An 18,208-nucleotide genomic window follows, 5' to 3' on the forward strand; every position below is an offset into this window, starting at 1 on the left:
CATTCGCCAACAGTGTCCGGCGTCGGTGAGGGCCCTGACCGTTCGGGTTGTCCGGGCGGAAATCAGCCGCGCGAACTGCGGACCTTCACGTCGTCGGCCTTCACGTAGGCGACGCGGTGACCGAACTGGATCTCGTAGTACACGTCCTTGCCGCGCACCACCCGGTGGTTCGTGCTGTCGTAGGTGACCGCCCAGTAGTACTCGCCGCGGGTCGCACCGCCCAGCACGTACTTCTGCCCGGCCTCGAGCCTGTACGGCAGCGGTGTCACGGACTGCACCCTCACGCCCTCGGGGTAGGCACTCTTCTCCGGGTAGGCCCGGCCGTAGACCGGCACGCTCTCCGCCCCGGACCTGGGCGTGATCACCAGGCCCTTGTTGTTCAGCGCCGTGGGCTTCGCGGCCGGGTTGTGGAACCAGGCCTTCTGCCCCAGGTACCAGATGGCCGTCCAGTCGCCCTTGCGCTCGGCGACGGCGAACTGCTGACCGGTGGAGGCCCGGGCGCCGACATCGTTCACGCCGGTCGTGGCCGGACTGCCGTCGGGCCGCAGGCCGATGTCCGTCACCAGCGGGGAGTCGCCGCTGGGTTCCGTGTGCAGCCGCACCGCTCCGGAGCCGTGCGGGGCGCAGGGGTCGCCGTACTTCTCGCAGTCCCGGTACGCGGGCTGGTGCTCGGCGTACTCCGGGCGGATGGTGACCAGCCCGCCGGTGCGCCCCGCGTTCGCGTGCAGCGGAGCGCCCAGCAGCCTGAAGTAATGGTCCCAGTCCCAGTACGGCCCCGGGTCGGTGTGCATGGCGGGGATGTTGACGGCCGTCGGCCCCGGGACGTTGTCGTGGCCCAGGATGTGCTGACGGTCCAGCGGGATGTCGTACTTCGCCGCGAGGTACCGCACGAGCCGCGACGAGGCGCGGTACATGGCCTCCGTGTACCAGGCGTCGGGCGCCACCAGGAAGCCCTCGTGCTCCAGACCGATCGACTTGGCGTTGACGTACCAGTTGCCGGCATGCCAGGCGACGTCCTTCAGCGGTACGTGCTGGGCGACATGCCCGTCGGAGGAGCGCAGCGAGTACTGCCAGGAGACGTACGTCGGGTCCTGCACCAGCTTGAGCGTGGTGTCCCAGGTGGCCTCGGTGTCGTGGACGACGATGTACTCGATCTTCTGGGAGCGCGGACGGTCGCCCTTGTCGTGGTTCCCGTAGTCGTCGCCGGGCAACTCCTGGTACGGGGCGGGGATCCACTCGCAGGGCACGCTGCGCGGGCACTCGGAGGCACCGGCGTCCGCGGTCCGCAGGCCCAGCTTCTTCACCTGTGCTGCGCGGGGCGTGACGCCCGGGGACGCCGGCAGGGAGACGACCTGCCCGGAGCCGGTGGTCCGGCGCTCGCCCTCCCGGATCACCGAGTAGACGTCGTCGGCGAACGCCGTCGCGGTAGCCGAGTCGTCGGCGCCCGCGTAACCGGCCACAGCGCCGTACCAGTCGGCCGGGTCGGAGCTCAACGGCAGTCCCAGTTCGCGCTGGGAGGCTGCCAGCAGCGCTGCTCCGCCGCGGATGTTGGCGACGTCGTCCCCGCGCAGTTCGCCGGCCTCGATTCCGGTCAGATCGGCGGCCTTCTCGAGCGTGCGCCGGCTTGCCGGCACCTTGTCCGGGGCGGCGGCCGTGCCGTGCCGCTCACCGGCCGTCCTGCGCGGACGGGAGTCGTCCCCGCGGGCATCCTCGGCGCCCTCGCTGTGGTGCGGCGCCGACGCGATCGCCGTGCGCACGTCGGTGAGGTGCATCGGGCCGTAGCCGCCGGCAACGCTGGGCGCACCGCTGTGGCCGTCCCAACGGGACTGGAGGTAGGAGACACCGAGCAGAACGCTTTGCGGCACCTGGTACTCGCGCGCCGCGTCCGCGAACGCGTCCTGCAGCGAACCGGGACGGGGCGGGCCGGCCGTGGCGGCCGGGGCCGCGGAGACCAGCGGCAGCAGCAGCGCGACGGTCGCCGTGGCGGTCACCGCCCTCGCCGCTCTCCGTCGTGTGCTTCTCGCACCCTCCTGCTGGGAACCTCGCAATGCAGCCTCCTCGAGTGGGCCGTTCCGGACGATGCGCAGACGGTTCTGCGGGCCGGACCCGACTGGGGAGTGCCTTCCGCTCCCGCTCCGGAGTGCCACCCGGGCTCCGGCGGGCAGGGAAAACACGCCTTAGAGGTATCGGCTGGCCGACCGTCCGTCAATCGTGCTGCGGGGAAAGGATTGCCCTCGTCTTCCGGGCACGACCGCTGTCCCGGTGCCGCGCGGGGAGTCGGCGCGATGTCCGTCAGGGGTGGGAACCGGGTAGGCGGTCAGCCGGGGCCCCGACGGCTCAGGAAGCCGCCCTTCAGGGGGAAATGGCGGCGGCCGGCCGCCCGGGAGCGGCCGACCGGCGAGCCTTCCGGCGCCCTCGGGGCGGGGCGCCGGAACCGGGGGCGATCTCAGCGGGTGCCGACGGCCGCCCGCACGGCCCTGCGAGCGAGGGCGCAGTCGTCGTGCAGCCGGCGCAGCAGCAGGCGCTGCTCCTCGGCGCCCGAGACCGAAGTCGCGGTGGGTGCGGACGGCTGGGTCTCGATGCTCCGCTGCAGGGCGGTCTCGTGGGTCCGGATCTCCCGGGTGAGAATCAGCATCAGGTTGATCAGGAACGCGTCCCGGGCGGCCGGCCCGGCGGCCTGGGCGAGCTGGCTGATCTGACGGCGTGCCGCCGGAGCGCCGCCGAGTACGGACCACAGGGTCGCCAGGTCGTAGCCGGGCAGGTACCAGCCCGCGTGCTCCCAGTCCACGAGGACCGGGCCGGTGGCCGACAGCAGCACATTCGACAGCAGGGCGTCCCCGTGGCAGAACTGCCCCTGTCCCTGCTTGGACGAGTGCGCCACCCCGCGCAGCAACTGCTGGAGGTCGCCCAGGTCGCGGTCGGTGAACAGACCCAGCTCGTGGTACCGGGTGATCCGGGCGGCGTAGTCGACCGGAGCGTCGAACAGGTCCCCCGGTGGCCGCCATTGGTTGATCCGGCAGATCGCCCCGAGCACCGCCCGTACGTCGGCCGCCGGCGGGCCGTCCGAGGGGTGCCGGTACAACGCCGCAACCCGGCCGGGCACCCGCTCGATCACCAGCGTTCCATTGCCCGGGTCGGCCGCGATGAGCCGGGGCACCCGGACCGGCGGGCGGTGCCGGACGAACGCCCGGTATGCAGCTATTTCGTGCCGGTACCGCTCCGCCCACGCCGGTGACTGGTCCAGTAAGCATTTGGCAACGGCCGTTGTGCGGCCCGTGGTTCCGAGCAGCAGCACGGACCGGCCGCTGCGGCGGAGCACCTGGACAGGCTTGAACTCCGGGCAGATCCGGTGCACGGAGGCGAGAACGGTGCGCAGCTGAGCACCCTGGGTGCCGGACAAGTCGATTCTCCCGCTGAGCGGTTGGCCGCCCGGGCTCACACCGCGCCGCCTCCGCTCGTCGCCGGCGGCCGCGGCAGGGGCGGCGTCCGGATACGGGGCAACCCCGGCCGGCCGGACGCGGTACTGCCGGGACGGAACGGACACGGAGGACATGGCTGCGTACATGAGCGATACGGATCCCTTCGTGTGCCGACAGGACGCCGGTCGGCCCCCGGGTCCGGGGGCGGGCGGACACCCTGGGGAAGTGCCCGCCCGCCCCCGTCCGGCGGGGGCCCTCGGTCGCAGACCGGGGAATCGGCGCGTTCCTACACCACACCCGTCCACGGGTGGCACACCATCTGGCGAACCCTGGCGAACCCTGGCGAATGGGCCTGCGGCGCCTGACGGGCCGTTACTGTCAACTCAGCCGAGAACCTGGGGGCTTGACGTGAACAAGGAACCCAACACTCGTCTTTCGGATCTGTTCGGTCTCACCGGCTGGTCGAAGGGCGAACTCGCGAGGCTCGTGAACCGGAAGGCGGCCGCCATGGGGCAGCCGCAGCTGGCGACCGACACCTCCCGGGTGCGGCGTTGGATCGACACCGGCGAAGTGCCGCGCGATCCGGTGCCGCGGGTGCTGGCAGCCCTGTTCACCGAGCGACTCGGCCGTGTCGTGACCATCGAGGATCTCGGGTTCGAACGGCACGGGCGTACGGCGAAGCGGCAGTCCGAAGACGAACTGCCCTGGGCGCCCGAACGGACGGCCGCGGTCCTCACCGAATTCACGGGAATGGACCTCATGCTCAACCGACGCGGCTTGGTGGGTGCGGGCGCCGCGCTCGCCGCAGGATCGGCCCTCACGGGCGCCATGCACGACTGGCTTCACACCGACCCCGCCCTCGCCCGGGGCGAGCACGGCCCCGGCGGGGCCCACACAACGGCGTCACGCGTCGATCTCGACCGTTACGACGCGGCTCCCGTGGGCTCACAGGAGGTCGAGGAGCTCGAACGTTCCGTCGAGGTCTTCCGGGCCTGGGACGCCGCACGCGGCGGCGGGCTGCAGCGCAAGGCCGTCGTGGGTCAGCTCAATGAGGTGGGCGGCATGCTCGCCTACCGCCACCCCGACCATCTCCAGCGCAGACTCTGGGGGGTGGCCGCGAACCTGGCCGTGCTCGCCGGCTGGATGTCCCACGACGTGGGCCTGGAACCGACCGCGCAGAAGTACTTCGTCATCGCTGCGCATGCCGCACGCGAGGGCGGGGATCGGCCGCGGGCCGGCGAGGCCCTCTCGCGTGCCGCCCGGCAGATGGTCCACCTCGGCCGGCCGGACGACGCCCTCGACCTGATGAAGCTCGCCAACTCCGGTGCGGGGGACGAGGCCCTGCCGCGCACCAGGGCCATGCTGCGCACGATCGAGGCCTGGGCGCACGCCTCCATGGGCCGTGAACAGGCGATGCGCCGCACCCTGGGCGAGGCCGAGGAGCTCTTCGTGTCGGACGAGGGCGACGTGCCCCCTCCCAGCTGGATGCAGATGTTCGACGAGGCGGACCTGCACGGCATGCAGGCCCTCGCCTTCCGTACGCTCGCCGACCACCAGCCGGCTGCGGCCAACACCGCCCAGCGTCACGCCAAGGAGGCGCTGCGGCTGCGGGAGAACGGCCGCCAGCGGTCACGGATCTTCGACTACATTTCGATGGCCTCGGCCTGCTTCATCGCGGACGACCCCGAACAGGCCGACCGCTACGCCCGGCTGGCGCTGGTGTCGATCGGTGAGACCTCCTCGCACCGCACCTGGGACCGGCTGCGGGAGATGTACCGGCTGACCGCCCAGTACTCCGGGTACGCCAAGATCGCCGACCTGAGGGACGAACTGCAGCTCGCTCTGCCGGGTGGCGCCGGAGGGGCGAGCGCCGCGGTCTGAAGCGCCCCGGACGGGTGCGGGCCGCCGCACCGAAGACCCGGCGAGCCCCGACGGCGCACGGGAAGCTGCCGTGCGTGACCGGCAGGCGCGCCATCGGCGCGGGCGGGAGCCGTGTTCCGTGGACGGGCCTCAGTCACCGAGCCGCGCGGCGAGAACGCAGGCATCACTCCCGCGCTCCTCACGGCCGAACTCCCGGGCCAGGATCCGGACGCACTCCTGCGCGCTGCGCCCGCGCAGGTGCCCTGGTCCGATGGCCGATGCCCGTCCGCCCTCCTCACGGCTGCCGATTCCGCAGTCCGGCGCGAGTCCGTCGGAGCACAGCAGCAACAGGTCACCGGGCATCAGTTGTGTGCCGCTCTGGCTGAACTGCGTTGCCGGTGACGCCCCGAGGAGCGCGCCCCCGTGGTGCTTCAGCGGGCGCAGCACGCCGTCGCGGAGCAGCACCGGGGCAGGGTGGCCTGCCCCGGCCCAGGTCAGGGTCCGGGTTCTTGCGTCGAACAGGCAGCACAGGGCGCTGCCGAGCGCCGGATGGGCCGAGGTCTCGAGCAGGTGGTTCAGCCCGTTCAGGAGCGTTCCGGGCTCCGTGCCGGCCAGCGCCAGCCCGCGCAGGGCGCCGAGCAGCACGGCGGTGGCCGATGCAGCCGTCACGCCGTGCCCGGTCAGCTCCCCGATACCGAACACGGTCCGCTCTCCGGGTAGTTGGAGGGCGTCGTACCACGCACCTCCGATTTGCGCGGTGGTGTCCGCGGGCAGGTAATGGGCGGCCACGTCGAGGGCGGCGGACCCGCTCGGGCCGAGGTGCAGCGATCCGCGCCAGGGCGGCAGCACGGCCTCCTGGAACTCGACCGCCAGGCGGTGTTCCGTGCGGGCGATGCGGCGCTGGAACCGGAGGCTGTCCCGGCTTTCCTCCAGCACCCGCTGGCTGCGGCGCAGTTCACTGACGTCCCGGACGACCGCCCACATCGAGGCGGTGGTGCCACCGGTGTCGAGGACCGGCTCACCCGTCATGTGCAGGGTGCGGACGCTGCTGTCGGGCCGCACGATGTGGAACTCGCCGTCGATCGGCTTGCCGTCCACCAGGCAGTCGGTGACCATCGCGGTCAGCAGCGGCTGGTCCTCCTCGGGGAGCCAGGACGGCAGTTCGTCCAGGGACAGCGGACCTTCCTGCGGCGTGCGGCCGAAGATCAGGAAAAGCTCCGCGGACCACTCGACCTCGTCGGTGAGCAGGTTCCATTCGGCGCTGCCGACGCGGCGCAGCAACGACCCGCGTTCATCGGAGAGCGGCGGTGCGCCGGGCGCCGGGCCGTCCTCCGCGAGATCGGGAGGGAAGCCGTCGTGCAGCTGGCTGAGCTGCTGTCCGAGATCCTCGAGGTGGTGCACGGCCAGGTCGCACAGGGCGCGCTGCCAGCGGCCCGTGGCGTCGTCGGTCTCATCCGTGTCCCGCCGCACGGCGTCCACGCCGCCCCGCAGCCGACGGGTCTGGGAGATGAGCGCCTCGACCGCGCCGCGCTCCGGCGGCTGTCCCGAGGGGCGGTCCGCAAACATTCGGGAAGGCATGTCGAACTCCGATACAGGCGCGGCGCGACCGTTGGCGACACGAAGGCCGGTTACGACTGTTGCACAGCCTGCGACGGCAGGTAAGTGGTTTGGCGACACCCGATACGGTGGTGCTTCTGTCATATGTCCGAGGCGCACTGTCGGTCATGGCGGCCCCGGTCCTCCGGACTCGGCGGAAACCACGGGTTCGGTTAGGCTGCACGGCTCGGGACGAGGGCATCCGTGCCGGACACCGGGCGCGGACCTCCGGGGCCGGCGACAGCGCAGGTGCAGGAAATCCCGTTGCCAGCGAACTCTCCGCACCGGATGCTGACCTCATGTTCGATCCAGACATAGCGCCCAGCGGCACCCTGCTCGGCCTCCTCCAGCGAGGCCGCGGCGACGGGACCCTGCATGCCCTCGCGGCGCCGCGGGCGGAGGCGCTCGCGGCGGTGCACCACTGTGTGCTGCACGACCCTCGGGAGGACTGGCAACTCGAGAACCGCTCCCTGTACTACGCGCGCCTCTGCAGGGACCTCGACGGCGCCCTCGACGAGATCGGACATCATCTCTTCTGCGCGGAAGATCACCTCGACACCGCGCCCGAGCGCACCGGCCTCGCCCTCTCCGTGCTCGGCCACCTCGCCTCCTACGGCCGCGCCGACGCCGTGGCCCTGCTGCGCCGCTATGCCGCCACCGGGGCCAACTGGTCCTGGGCCCTGGACGAGTTGGCGCTGCGCGACGACGACGCCGGGCTCGCAGCCCTGCGCGCCCCGGTCCTCGCCGGATTCCCCGGGACTCCCGAGGGGGAGGCGGATCTCGCGCAGGCGGTGCGGGACGCCTTCGAACCGCGCCCCTGGCGGCTCTGGGCCGCGGGCGACGACCCGGACGCCGCCCGCGTGCGCGCGGCCGGTGAACGCGGGTCCTTCGACCGCTGGCAGCGACAGGTGCGCGGTCCCGGGCCCCGACCCGGCTGGAGCGTGCGCCAGGTGCTGGAGTGGGCGCAGGAGGACGTCGACCAGCACCCCACCCGGCTGCGGCACGCCGCGGCGGCCCGCTGCCTGACCGCTGTGGCCGGACCCGAGGACCGGGGGGAGCTCCTCGCCGCGGCGCGCAGCGGCCCGGACGGGGCCCGCAGCGCCGCCGTGCGCCACCTGACCGAGCGGGCGGACCCGGACGCGCTCGACCTGGTCGAGGCTGCGGTGGCCGGAGCATCGCCGATGGTGGCCGAGTCGGCCGTCGCGTCCTTCGAACGGATGTGCAGTGTCGAGGCGCTGGAGCGGGCACGGTTGTGGGCCCACCGTGACGACCGGCTCGGCGTCGCCGCAGCCGGCATGCTCGCCGCCAGGGGCGGCCTCCAGGACGCGGGAACCGTCCTCGCCGCGCTGCGCAGGACCGTGCGGACGGCGGGCGCCGACGCTCCCGGGCTCCCGCAGCTCGTCGACGGCACCGGACGCCTCGCCATCGCCTCGGCCGCCCCGGTGCTGCGCCATGTGTACCGCGAGACCTGCTCCTCCCACCTGCGGGGACGCGCGGCACGCGCCCTGGTGTCCACCGATCCGACGTTCGCGTCGGGGCTGGCCGTCGAGTGCCTGTGGGACTGCGAGGAGAGCACCCGTGAGCTGGCCGCGGGGCACGCGGCCATCGGGGACCAGCGCGTCGCCGACCAGCTGCGGAGGCTCGCGGCCGATCCCGCGGAGCAGGCGCAGGTCCAGACCGCAGTGCGCAGCAGGATCCGCTCGGAGAGCCCGCCCGGCTGACCCGGGGCCGGGGTCGGCCCGGGCCGCCGCCCTCCGGCCACGGCTGACCGATCGGGCAGAACTTGCCAGAATGATGGAATGGCCGGGCTCTGGGAGTTCTGGATCGACCGCGGCGGCACGTTCACGGACGTCGTCGGCCGGCGGCCGGACGGCACCCTGGTCACCCGCAAGCTGCTCTCGCACGATCCGAACCGCTATCGCGACGCCGCGGTCGCCGGGATCCGGCTGATGCTCGGACTGGGGCCCGACGAACCCGTGCCCGCGGACCGGGTCGCCGTCGTCAAGATGGGCACCACCGTGGCGACGAACGCCCTCCTCGAACGCAGGGGCGAGCCGACGGTCCTCGTCATCACCCGCGGATTCCGTGACGCCCTGCGGATCGCCTACCAGAACCGTCCCCGGCTGTTCGACCGGCGCATCCTGCTCCCCGAGGCCGTGTACGAGCGGGTCATCGAGGTCCCCGAGCGGACGGACGCCCACGGCGGCACCGTCCGTCCGCTCGATCTCCCCGCCGTGCGCCGGGAGCTGAGCGCCGCGCACCGCGACGGACTGCGCAGCGCCGCCGTCGTCCTCATGCACGGCTACCGTTACCCGGACCACGAGAGGGCGGTCGAGGCCGCCGCACGGGAGATCGGCTTCACCCAGGTCAGCTGCTCGCACGAGGTCAGCCCGCTCATCAGACTGGTTCCGCGCGGCGACACGACCGTCGTCGACGCCTACCTCTCGCCCGTCCTGCGACGGTACGTCGAGGACATCGCCCGCGAACTGCACGGAATCCGCCTGATGTTCATGCAGTCCAGCGGCGGGCTGCGGGAAGCCGGCCACTTCCGCGGCAAGGACGCCGTGCTCTCCGGACCGGCCGGCGGCGTCGTCGGCATGGCCCGTCTCTCCCAGCAGGCCGGATTCGACCGCGTCATCGGCTTCGACATGGGCGGAACCTCCACCGACGTGTCCCACTTCGCGGGCGAGTTCGAGCGCGTCCAGGGCACCGGGGTGGCCGGCGTGCGCATGCGCGCCCCGATGATGAACATCCACACGGTCGCCGCGGGCGGCGGGTCCGTCCTGCACTTCGACGGGCAGCGCTACCGCGTCGGCCCCGACTCGGCAGGCGCCGACCCCGGTCCCGCCTGCTACCGCCGCGGCGGGCCGCTGACGGTCACCGACGCCAACGTGATGCTCGGCAGGATCCAGCCCGCCCACTTCCCGGCGGTGTTCGGCCCGGACGGCGACCGGCCCCTGGACCCCGGGATCGTGCGGGAGCGTTTCATCCGGCTCGCCCGGGACATCACGGCTGCCACGGGAGACCGCCGTTCCCCCGAGGAGGTCGCCGCGGGCTTCCTGGAGATCGCCGTGCTCAACATGGCCAATGCGGTCAAGAAGATCTCCGTACAGCGCGGTTACGACATCACGCGTTACGCCCTGACCAGCTTCGGCGGCGCGGGGGGCCAGCATGCCTGCGCGGTCGCCGACGTGCTCGGCGTCGGCACCGTGGTCGTTCCCCCGCTGCCCGGCGTGCTCTCCGCCTACGGGATCGGACGCGCCGATGCCACCGCCCTGCGCGAGGAATCCGTCGAACTCTCCCTCGACGACGCTGCGCTCGTCCGTGTGCGGGAGGCCGGCGACCGGATCGCCGAGCGGACCCGGGCCGAACTGCTGGCCGACGGGGTCCCGGCGTCGTCGCTCACCACCGTGGAACGGGTGCGCCTGCGCTACGCGGGCACCGATTCCTCCCTGGTCGTCGAGCCTGCGTCGATCGACGCGATGACCGCTGAGTTCGAGGCCGCCCACCGCGCTCGCTACGGATTCGTCATGGACAGGCCCCTGGTCGTCGAGTCGGTCTCGGTGGAGGCCGTGGGTACGGCCGGCTCCCACCGGCCGCGCGGACTCGCCCCGCAGCTCCGTCGGGGCCCGCTGCGCTGCCGCGCCCGCGTCGAGATGTTCGCGGGCGGCAGGCGCGCGGGGACGCCCCTGTACCGGCGCGACGAGATGCGCCCGGGCGACCGCGTCGACGGCCCCGCCCTCGTGGTGGAGGACGACGCCACCACCGTCGTCGACCCCGGCTGGCGGGCGGAAGTGGGCGGCCACGGCCATCTGCTGCTGCGCCGGACGCAGCCCCGGCCGCACCGGGTCGCCGTCGGGACGGCCGCCGATCCCGTGATGCTCGAGGTGTTCAACAGCCTCTTCATGGCGATCGCCGAGCAGATGGGTGTGCGCCTGGAGAACACCGCTCACTCGGTCAACATCAAGGAAAGGCTCGACTTCTCCTGCGCCCTGTTCGACGCGCACGGCAACCTCATCGCCAACGCCCCCCACATTCCGGTCCACCTGGGATCGATGGGGGAGTCGATCAAGGAGGTCCTGTGCCGGAACCGGGAGGGGATGCGGCCCGGCGACGTGTACGCGATCAACGATCCCTACCACGGCGGCACCCACCTGCCCGACGTCACCGTCGTGACCCCGGTGTTCGACCAGACCGGCGACGCGCTGCTGTTCCTTGTGGCCTCGCGGGGGCACCACGCGGAGATCGGCGGTGTCACCCCCGGTTCGATGCCGCCGTTCAGCCGCACCGTCCACGAGGAGGGCGTCCTCTTCGACAACTGGCTGCTGGTGCGGGACGGACACATGCGCGAGCGCGAGACGCGTGAACTGCTCACCTCCGCGCCGTACCCGTCCCGGGATCCGGAGACCAACCTGGCCGACCTGCGCGCGCAGATCGCTGCCAACGAGCGGGGCATCGAGGAACTGCGCCGGATGACCGGCCGGTTCGGGCTCGAGGTGGTCCGGGCCTACATGGGACACGTGCAGGACAACGCCGAGGAGTCCGTGCGCAGGATCGTCGCGGAGCTGCGCGACGGGCGCTTCGACTACGAGACCGACAGCGGAGCCAGGATCGAGGTGGCCGTACGCGTTGACGCCGGGGCGCGCAGCGCCGTGCTGGACTTCACCGGGACGTCGCCTCAGCAGCCCGGCAACACCAATGCCCCGAAGGCGGTGGTCATGGCCGCGGTGCTCTATGTCTTCCGCACCCTCGTCGCCGACGACATCCCCCTCAACAGCGGCTGCCTCGAGGCCCTCGACATCCGTGTCCCGAGCGGTTCGATGCTCGACCCCGCCTTCCCGGCCGCGACCGTCGCGGGCAACGTGGAGACCTCACAGGCCGTCACCGGAGCCCTGTACGCCGCCCTCGGCGTGCAGGCCGAGGGCTCGGGCACCATGAACAACGTCAGCTTCGGCAACGACCGGGTGCAGTACTACGAGACCGTGGCCAGCGGTTCCGGTGCCGGGGACGGCTTCGCCGGCACGGATGCCGTGCAGACGCACATGACCAACTCACGGCTGACCGACCCGGAGATCCTCGAGTGGCGCTGTCCCGTGCGGGTGGAGTCCTTCGGGATCCGGGGCGGCAGCGGCGGGGCGGGCCGATGGCCCGGGGGCTGTGGCGTCACCCGCCGTATCCGGTTCCTGGAGCCGATGACGGTGAGCGTCCTGTCCGGCCACCGGCGGGTCGCCCCGTACGGCATGGCCGGCGGCCTGCCCGGCGAGAAGGGCGCCAATCTCGTCGAGCGTGCCGACGGCAGCACCGTCCGGCTGGCCGGCTGCGACATGGTGGACGTCGGCGCCGGTGACGTCCTGGAGATCCGCACCCCGGGCGGTGGCGGCTACGGGCCGCCGTCCGCGGGTGCCGGTGGCGAGGACGGCACCGGCACGGGCCGGTGACCCGTCACCGCTGGTGGGGCACCAGGGGGCGGCGCGGACGGACGGGGGTGAACCGCAGGGCCGTACCGGGCGCGGCCTGCGCGGCTGCGCAGAGCGCCTCCTCGGGCACGATGCCGATCACCGGGTAGCCGCCGGTTGTCGGATGGTCGGCGAGGAAGACCACGGGAAGGCCGTCCGGCGGGACCTGGACGGCCCCCATCGCCATTCCCTCACTGGGCAGTTCACCCGCGCCCCGGCGTTCCAGCCCGGGGCCCTCCACCCGCAGGCCGATCCGGTTGCTCGCCGTGGAGACGCGATAGCTGCTGCTTGCGAGGGTGCGCAGCGCGGCCGGGGTGAACCAGTCGTCGCGCGGTCCGAGGAGCATCGGCAGGACCAGCGAGCGGGGCGGGCCGGGGTACGCGACCAGGTGGCTGTGCGACGGCGGGCCGGAGGGAGCGCCGAGCGGCAGGGCGGCGCCGTCGGCGAGCGGTTCCGGGCCCAGCCCGGACAGCAGGTCCGTCGAGCGGCTGCCGAGCACCGGCTCGATCCCGATGCCGCCGGAGAAGGCCAGGTAGCTGCGCACCCCGTGGGTCGCCGCCCCGGCCGCGACCACGGATCCGGCGGGTACGCGCACCGGGGCTCCCCATGGTGCGGGCCGCCCCTCCACGGTGACCGGGCACGGCGCGCCGGTCACCGCCACCGTCACGTCCGCGGTGACCCGGACCGCGCAGCCGTTGAGCGTGGTTTCCAGGGTGGCGGCCTCGGCCGGATTGCCGGCCAGCCGGTTCGCCAGCCGGTGGGAGGTCCGGTCGAGCGCGCCGGAGCAGGTGACGCCCAGATGCGCGTGACCGGGCCGTCCCAGGTCCTGGACGGTCGTCAGCGCGCCGGCCCGGACGACCTCGATCCCCCTGTCCGTCATGTGCCCTCCTCGGGAACGAAGCGGACCCGCACACCCGGGACGAGCAGGGCGGCACGGTCGCGGGCGGGGTCCCACAGCGCTGCACCGGTGGTCCCGATGAGCTGCCAGCCGCCGGGGGAGGAACGCGGGTACACGCCGGTGTAGGGGCCGGCCAGGGCGACGGATCCCGCGGGGACCTTCGTCCGCGGGGTCGAACGCCGCGGCAGGTGGAACCGCTCGGCGAGCCCGGTGAGATAGGCGAAGCCGGGCGCAAAGCCGCAGAAACCGACTCGGAACGCCGTTGCGGAGTGGATGCCGGCGACCTCGTCCGCCGTGACCCCCCACAGATCGGCGACCTCGGCGAGGTCGGGGCCGTCGTAGCGGACCGGGATGTCGACCGTCTCGCCGCGCGTGTCGGTGAGCGGCGGGACCTGCCACTGCGTCATCTCCTGCGCAAGCCGCGACGGATCGTCCAGGCCCTGGAGCAGCACGGTGCGCGCGGCCGGCACGATCTCGCGTACGTCAGGGAGGTCCCCGGCGGTTCGCCGGCGGAGGAGTTCGGCGTGCAGGGCCTCGGCCTCCTCGCCGCTGCCGGACTCGATGAGCAGGCCGTGCCGGCCGACCGGCAGCGGTCTCATGCGAACGCCTCGATCCGGACTCCGGAGGCCTCCAGCCCCTTGCGGACACGCTGGGCGAGGTCGGCCGCTCCGGGGGTGTCGCCGTGCAGGCACAGCGAGCGGGCGCGCAGGGACAGCCGTCCGCCCTCGATGTCCGCGATGTCGCTCCGGCGGGCAATGCGGACCGACCGGTCGACCACGTCCCCGGGGTCGGTGACGACCGCGCCGGGCAGCCGCCGCGGGACGAGCCGGCCCTCGGGGGTGTAGGTGCGGTCCGCGAAGGCCTCGCCCACCACCGGAAGTCCCGCTTCCGCGGCGGCGGCGTGCAGCGCGGAGCCCGGCAGGCCCAGGACCGGCAGGCCGTCGCCGGCGAGCCGGACGCCCGCCGCCACGGCCGCCGCCTGCTCCGGGTCCGCGCAGGCGCGGTTGTACAGGGCCCCGTGCGGCTTGACGTAGCTGACGCGGGTTCCGGCGGCGCGGGCGAAGACGTCCAGCGCGCCGATCTGGTAAGCGACTTCGTCGGCGAGTTCCTGCGCAGGCACGTCCATGGGGCGGCGGCCGAAGCCGGCGAGGTCGCGGTAGGACACCTGGGCGCCGATCCGTACCCCCTCCTCGGCGGCCCGGGCGCAGACCCGGCGCATCGTGGTGGGGTCGCCGGCATGGAAACCGCAGGCGATGTTGGCGCTGGTCACGACGGAGAGCAGGGCCTCGTCGTCGGTGAGGCTCCAGCGTCCGAAGCCCTCGCCCAGGTCGGCGTTGAGGTCGATCACCACGTCGGTCGTCACCAGGTCGGTCATGTCCGTCCGTTCATGAGGGCGGCCCGGAGGCGCAGGGGCGGGGCGGTCGTCCGGCCGGAGGGGGCATGCCGGGCCGGTCGGCCACGCACAACCTAGGGGATTGTTGAACGATCCGACAAGACCGTCTCGGCGATACGGTGGCCGGTGACCACATCCTCCTGACCGGGAGGAACCGGCGGGGCAGCGGAACGAAAGACGAGGACGCGGTGACGGACGAGGGCGAGCGGCGGCTGGCGGAGCTGAGCGGCCTGGAGACCGACCGGGCGCTGCTGGGGCGCACCAGCACTGCCGAACGCGTCGCGGACATCCTGCGCGACAGGGTGGCCGAAGGCTTCTTCCCGCCGGGGGTCCGGCTGTCCGAGGACGGTATAGGCGGAGCGCTGGGTGTGTCGCGCAACACACTTCGCGAGGCGTTCCGGCTGCTCACTCACGAGCGGCTGCTCGTGCACCGGCTGAACCGCGGCGTCTTCGTCAGAAGGCTGACCGTCGACGACCTCGTCGACATCTACCGGGTGCGCGAGCTGATCGAATGCGCTGCCGTCCGCAGCCTCGGCGACCCCCCCTACCTGCTCGACGCCATCGAATCCGCGGTCGCCGCCGGCGAGCGCGCGGCCGGGGAACGCGCCTGGCAGGACCTGTCGACCGCCAACATCCGTTTCCACCAGGCAGTGGCCGGACTCGCCCGCAGCCCCCGCACCGACGAGCTGATGCGCGGCGTCCTGGCCGAACTGCGGCTCGCCTTCCATGTGATGGAGGACCCGCAGCGCTTCTACGCGCCCTACCTGGAGCGCAACCGGGAGATCCTCGAGGCCCTGCGCAGCGGGGACGCCCCGGGTGCGGAACGCCTGCTCGCCGCCTACCTTGCTGACTCCCGCCGGCAACTGGCCGAGGCCTACGGCCGGCAGGTCGCGGCGGACCGGGGCTGAGCCGCGGCGGACCGGGCGACGGACGCCAGGCGCGTCCTCGCTGCAGGCCGGCGCCCTCGGACGGCCGGCCCCGGCGATCCGGGGGTCCGGTCCGCGCCGTTTCGGTCGATGTCGGCAGGACCACCTAATCTGTGCACGTGAATTCGTACGCGCCGTCCGCCCCCTCCCGGCCTGCAGGGTCCGGCCGTCCCATCGCTTCCGCGCGACCCGCCCCCGGGCCCGCCGCGGACGAGGGACTGGCCCGGCGGCTGCGCGCGCTCGCCTGCACCGCACCGCTGCACGACCTCGACGTGCGCAAGGCCAACCTCGCCGGCGAGTACTCGGTGTACGCCATGGCGGAACTCGCCCTGGCGGCCATCGACCTGGTCACCCTGAACATGGACTTCGACACCGGTGCCGACCACGACCAGATAGTGGCCAGGCTGCTGCCCCGGGCCGCCGTCCAGGCCCCGGACCGGCCGGCCGCGGAGTACGAGCGGGTGGCCCGCTGGGTGCTGGAGAACCTGATCAACGTCGGCAGCGTCGACCGCGGATTCCGTGCCGTCTACGGCACGTTCGGCCCGGACGGTTCCTATGTCCGCCGCGACTACGACTTCAAGCTCATCGAGGAGGTTCCCGGGGCCGGTGGCGGGGTCTACCTGCGGACCACCGACGAGGCGGTCAACGTGCTCGTCGGCGCCCTCGACACGGACGTCACCAGCGCCCAGATCGCGGCCGAGGTCAAGCTCGAGGTCCTCATCAACCGCGGACGCCTCGCCGACGCCCAGCTCGCCGCCGAGCAGGCCCGCTACCGCACGGTCCAGTACGCCGAGACGCTGCGCCGGACCCTCGAGGCGACCCGGCGCAACGTCCGGGCCGTCGACTGGCTGCACGCCGTTCCGGACATGATCGCCGAAGCTCTCGACCATGTCGCCGACCGGTACCGGCACGAGAACGCCATCCTCACCAACATCCGCAAGGTCCGCGACGAAGCGGAGAACGCCGACGAACGGACGGGCGAGCACAAGCGGCGCGCGGCCGAACTCGTCGACATCGTCAAGGACTGCATCCGGCGTCACACCCAGCTGCAGTCCCGCCTGCTGGAGGCGGGGCCGCTCTTCCGAGCCGAGCAGGACCGCCAGGCGTTCACCGCCCCCGCCGCGCACTCGGGCCTCGACCTGTACGGCCAGCTCCTGGCGCCCCTGCTGCCGCTCCCGGTCGAACGTGCCGTCCGCGTGACCGACGCCTTCTTCGCCCGCGGGACCGGCCTGCGCACCCCGCACGCCGTACGCGTCGGCGACCTCGTCGAGTCGCTCCTCACGCCGCCGCTGGAGCGCGATCACCTCGGTGCCGAGATGCCCGAGCCGGACCTCGTCGCCACCCCGGACGACAGCCGGTTCAGCGAGAAGCAGCTGACGGCCGCCATGGAACTCCTCGCGATCCCCCCCGACGCCCCGCGACGGCTGTCCGGCCTGCTCGCCGACGCCAGGCGGCAGGACCCCGAACTTCCCTATCTCGTGGCCCTGCTGGCCGTCCACGCGGCCAGCCCTCCGGTCGGCGCCGCGTACCGGCAGGGTGAGCAGCGCCTGTTGTTCGCGGCCGACGACGGCACCGACCTCGACGATCCCGAATTCGGCGGCGCCGATCTGATCGTCGGCACCGCCCTGCTGGACGCGGCGGGCATGGCCGCCGGCCGCTCGGAAACGGCGTGAGCGCCCCGTCCCCGTCCCACCGGCACAGGCACCGAACGCCACCGAGGAGGAGCAGAGTTGAGTGATCACCACGCCGACGAGCGGACCCGGCACGGGGCCGCCGCCCCCGGCGAGGACGAGACGTACGCCGCTTCCGCCGACCCCGGCACCCGTACCGCGGCCCCCGGTGGTCCCACGCCCGCGGACGCCGCCGACGCGGCCCGGCTCGTCTCCTTCGGCCTCCAGCCCAAGCTGTTGCCGGCGCGCGACGCGGAATACGCGGAGCTGCTGCGGCGGTACCGTGACGAACCGGCCTTCGCCCGGCTCGCGGACGCCGTCGCCACCGGGCTCGGGCTCGTCGTCCTCGAGGTCTCCACCCGCGCCGGCATGGCCCTGGCCGCGGCCGACGACTCGGTCTTCGCCGTGCGGATGGGCGACTACGCCCGCCGCGCCTCGTCCGAGGCATCCGACCGCTTCCTGCACGGGCTGGCCCACCTCGCCGTCGCCGCTCTGGCCTTCCCCCGCCCGGCGGACCTCGCCGACGACGGGTACGTCGGCCGCATCACCGTCAACGGCGTCGACGCGTTCGTGCGCCAGGCCTGCCGACGGCTCGAGGAACGGGCCGAGGAGCAGGGGGAGAACACCGATCCGGCGACCGGTGCCCCCGGCCTCGAGGCGGCCTGGCGGGTCTGGGCGCGTCGCACCGCCACCGGAGCCACCAAGGACGCCCGGCGGCTGGCCGGTTCGACCACCGGCATCGTCGGCAGGGCCGTCGCCTTCCTCACCGACTCGGGCTTCCTCCAGCGCACCGGGGACGACGCCGGCGGCACCTACCGCACGACCGCCCGGTACCAGCTCCAAGTCCGGGACATGGCCGGCAGTTCCGCCATGGCGGAACTGCTCGAGCTCGGTGTCGTCCCGGTCGGCGGTGGAGCGCCCAGCCTCCTGCCGCCCGACGATTCGGAACCCGGCCTGGTCGCCGACGCCGGCCTGCCCTTCCACAGCTGA

12 protein-coding genes are annotated in these 18,208 nt (G+C 73.1%); 6 read left to right on the forward strand and 6 right to left on the reverse strand.

Annotation, left to right across the window (positions count from 1 at the left end; all coding sequences use genetic code 11):
• Nucleotides 1-62: 62 nt before the first annotated feature.
• Both M1E25_RS18090 and M1E25_RS18095 read right to left on the reverse strand, forming a co-directional pair.
• Nucleotides 63-1,991 carry an N-acetylmuramoyl-L-alanine amidase gene (locus M1E25_RS18090; RefSeq protein WP_251416837.1) on the reverse strand — a complete coding sequence of 643 codons (1,929 nt, stop codon included), beginning with the start codon at nt 1,989-1,991 and terminating at the stop codon, nt 63-65.
• A gap of 455 nt (nt 1,992-2,446) precedes the next feature.
• Nucleotides 2,447-3,565, reverse strand: coding sequence for an aminoglycoside phosphotransferase family protein (locus M1E25_RS18095; RefSeq protein ID WP_251416839.1), 1,119 nt, complete (start codon nt 3,563-3,565; stop codon nt 2,447-2,449).
• A gap of 262 nt (nt 3,566-3,827) precedes the next feature.
• Between M1E25_RS18095 and M1E25_RS18100 the strand changes: the two genes are divergently transcribed.
• Nucleotides 3,828-5,300 carry a DNA-binding protein NsdB gene (locus M1E25_RS18100; protein WP_251416840.1) on the forward strand — a complete coding sequence of 491 codons (1,473 nt, stop codon included), beginning with the start codon at nt 3,828-3,830 and terminating at the stop codon, nt 5,298-5,300.
• A gap of 129 nt (nt 5,301-5,429) precedes the next feature.
• On the opposite strand, the gene M1E25_RS18105 is transcribed toward M1E25_RS18100, so the two are convergent.
• Nucleotides 5,430-6,857, reverse strand: coding sequence for a PP2C family protein-serine/threonine phosphatase (locus M1E25_RS18105; protein ID WP_251416842.1), 1,428 nt, complete (start codon nt 6,855-6,857; stop codon nt 5,430-5,432).
• Between the two features lie 317 nt (nt 6,858-7,174).
• Here M1E25_RS18105 and M1E25_RS18110 point away from each other — a divergent pair, with 317 nt between their 5' ends.
• Nucleotides 7,175-8,596: a HEAT repeat domain-containing protein gene (locus M1E25_RS18110; protein ID WP_251416845.1), complete on the forward strand. Its 1,422-nt coding sequence runs from the start codon at nt 7,175-7,177 to the stop codon at nt 8,594-8,596.
• A 78-nt stretch (nt 8,597-8,674) separates the two neighbouring features.
• Nucleotides 8,675-12,313 carry a hydantoinase B/oxoprolinase family protein gene (locus M1E25_RS18115; RefSeq protein ID WP_251416847.1) on the forward strand — a complete coding sequence of 1,213 codons (3,639 nt, stop codon included), beginning with the start codon at nt 8,675-8,677 and terminating at the stop codon, nt 12,311-12,313.
• Between the two features lie 4 nt (nt 12,314-12,317).
• Here the strand turns inward: M1E25_RS18115 and M1E25_RS18120 are convergent, their stop codons facing one another.
• Genes M1E25_RS18120 through M1E25_RS18130 form a run of 3 tightly spaced genes read right to left on the reverse strand, consistent with a single transcriptional unit; the run spans nt 12,318 to nt 14,604 of the window.
• Nucleotides 12,318-13,211, reverse strand: coding sequence for a 5-oxoprolinase subunit C family protein (locus M1E25_RS18120; protein ID WP_251416850.1), 894 nt, complete (start codon nt 13,209-13,211; stop codon nt 12,318-12,320).
• On the reverse strand, nt 13,208-13,828 hold the full coding sequence (gene pxpB, locus M1E25_RS18125) for a 5-oxoprolinase subunit PxpB (protein WP_251416851.1): 621 nt from the start codon (nt 13,826-13,828) through the stop codon (nt 13,208-13,210). Before pxpB ends, M1E25_RS18120 begins: the two co-directional genes overlap by 4 nt.
• The gene (locus tag M1E25_RS18130; protein ID WP_251416854.1) at nt 13,825-14,604 is read right to left on the reverse strand and encodes a LamB/YcsF family protein; all 780 of its coding nucleotides are present in this window, start codon (nt 14,602-14,604) and stop codon (nt 13,825-13,827) included. Before M1E25_RS18130 ends, pxpB begins: the two co-directional genes overlap by 4 nt.
• Before the next feature lie 206 nt (nt 14,605-14,810).
• Between M1E25_RS18130 and M1E25_RS18135 the strand changes: the two genes are divergently transcribed.
• The 3 genes from M1E25_RS18135 (at nt 14,811) to M1E25_RS18145 (ending at nt 18,208) form a co-directional block, all read left to right on the forward strand.
• Nucleotides 14,811-15,530 carry a GntR family transcriptional regulator gene (locus M1E25_RS18135; protein ID WP_251416857.1) on the forward strand — a complete coding sequence of 240 codons (720 nt, stop codon included), beginning with the start codon at nt 14,811-14,813 and terminating at the stop codon, nt 15,528-15,530.
• A 137-nt stretch (nt 15,531-15,667) separates the two neighbouring features.
• The gene (locus M1E25_RS18140) at nt 15,668-17,221 is read left to right on the forward strand and encodes a hypothetical protein (RefSeq protein WP_372501046.1); all 1,554 of its coding nucleotides are present in this window, start codon (nt 15,668-15,670) and stop codon (nt 17,219-17,221) included.
• Nucleotides 17,222-17,278: 57 nt separating this feature from the next.
• The gene (locus tag M1E25_RS18145) at nt 17,279-18,208 is read left to right on the forward strand and encodes a hypothetical protein (protein WP_251416859.1); all 930 of its coding nucleotides are present in this window, start codon (nt 17,279-17,281) and stop codon (nt 18,206-18,208) included.

Origin of the sequence: Streptomyces meridianus, from assembly GCF_023703325.1 — a bacterium.
GTDB classification, from domain to species: Bacteria; Actinomycetota; Actinomycetes; order Streptomycetales; family Streptomycetaceae; genus Streptomyces; species Streptomyces meridianus.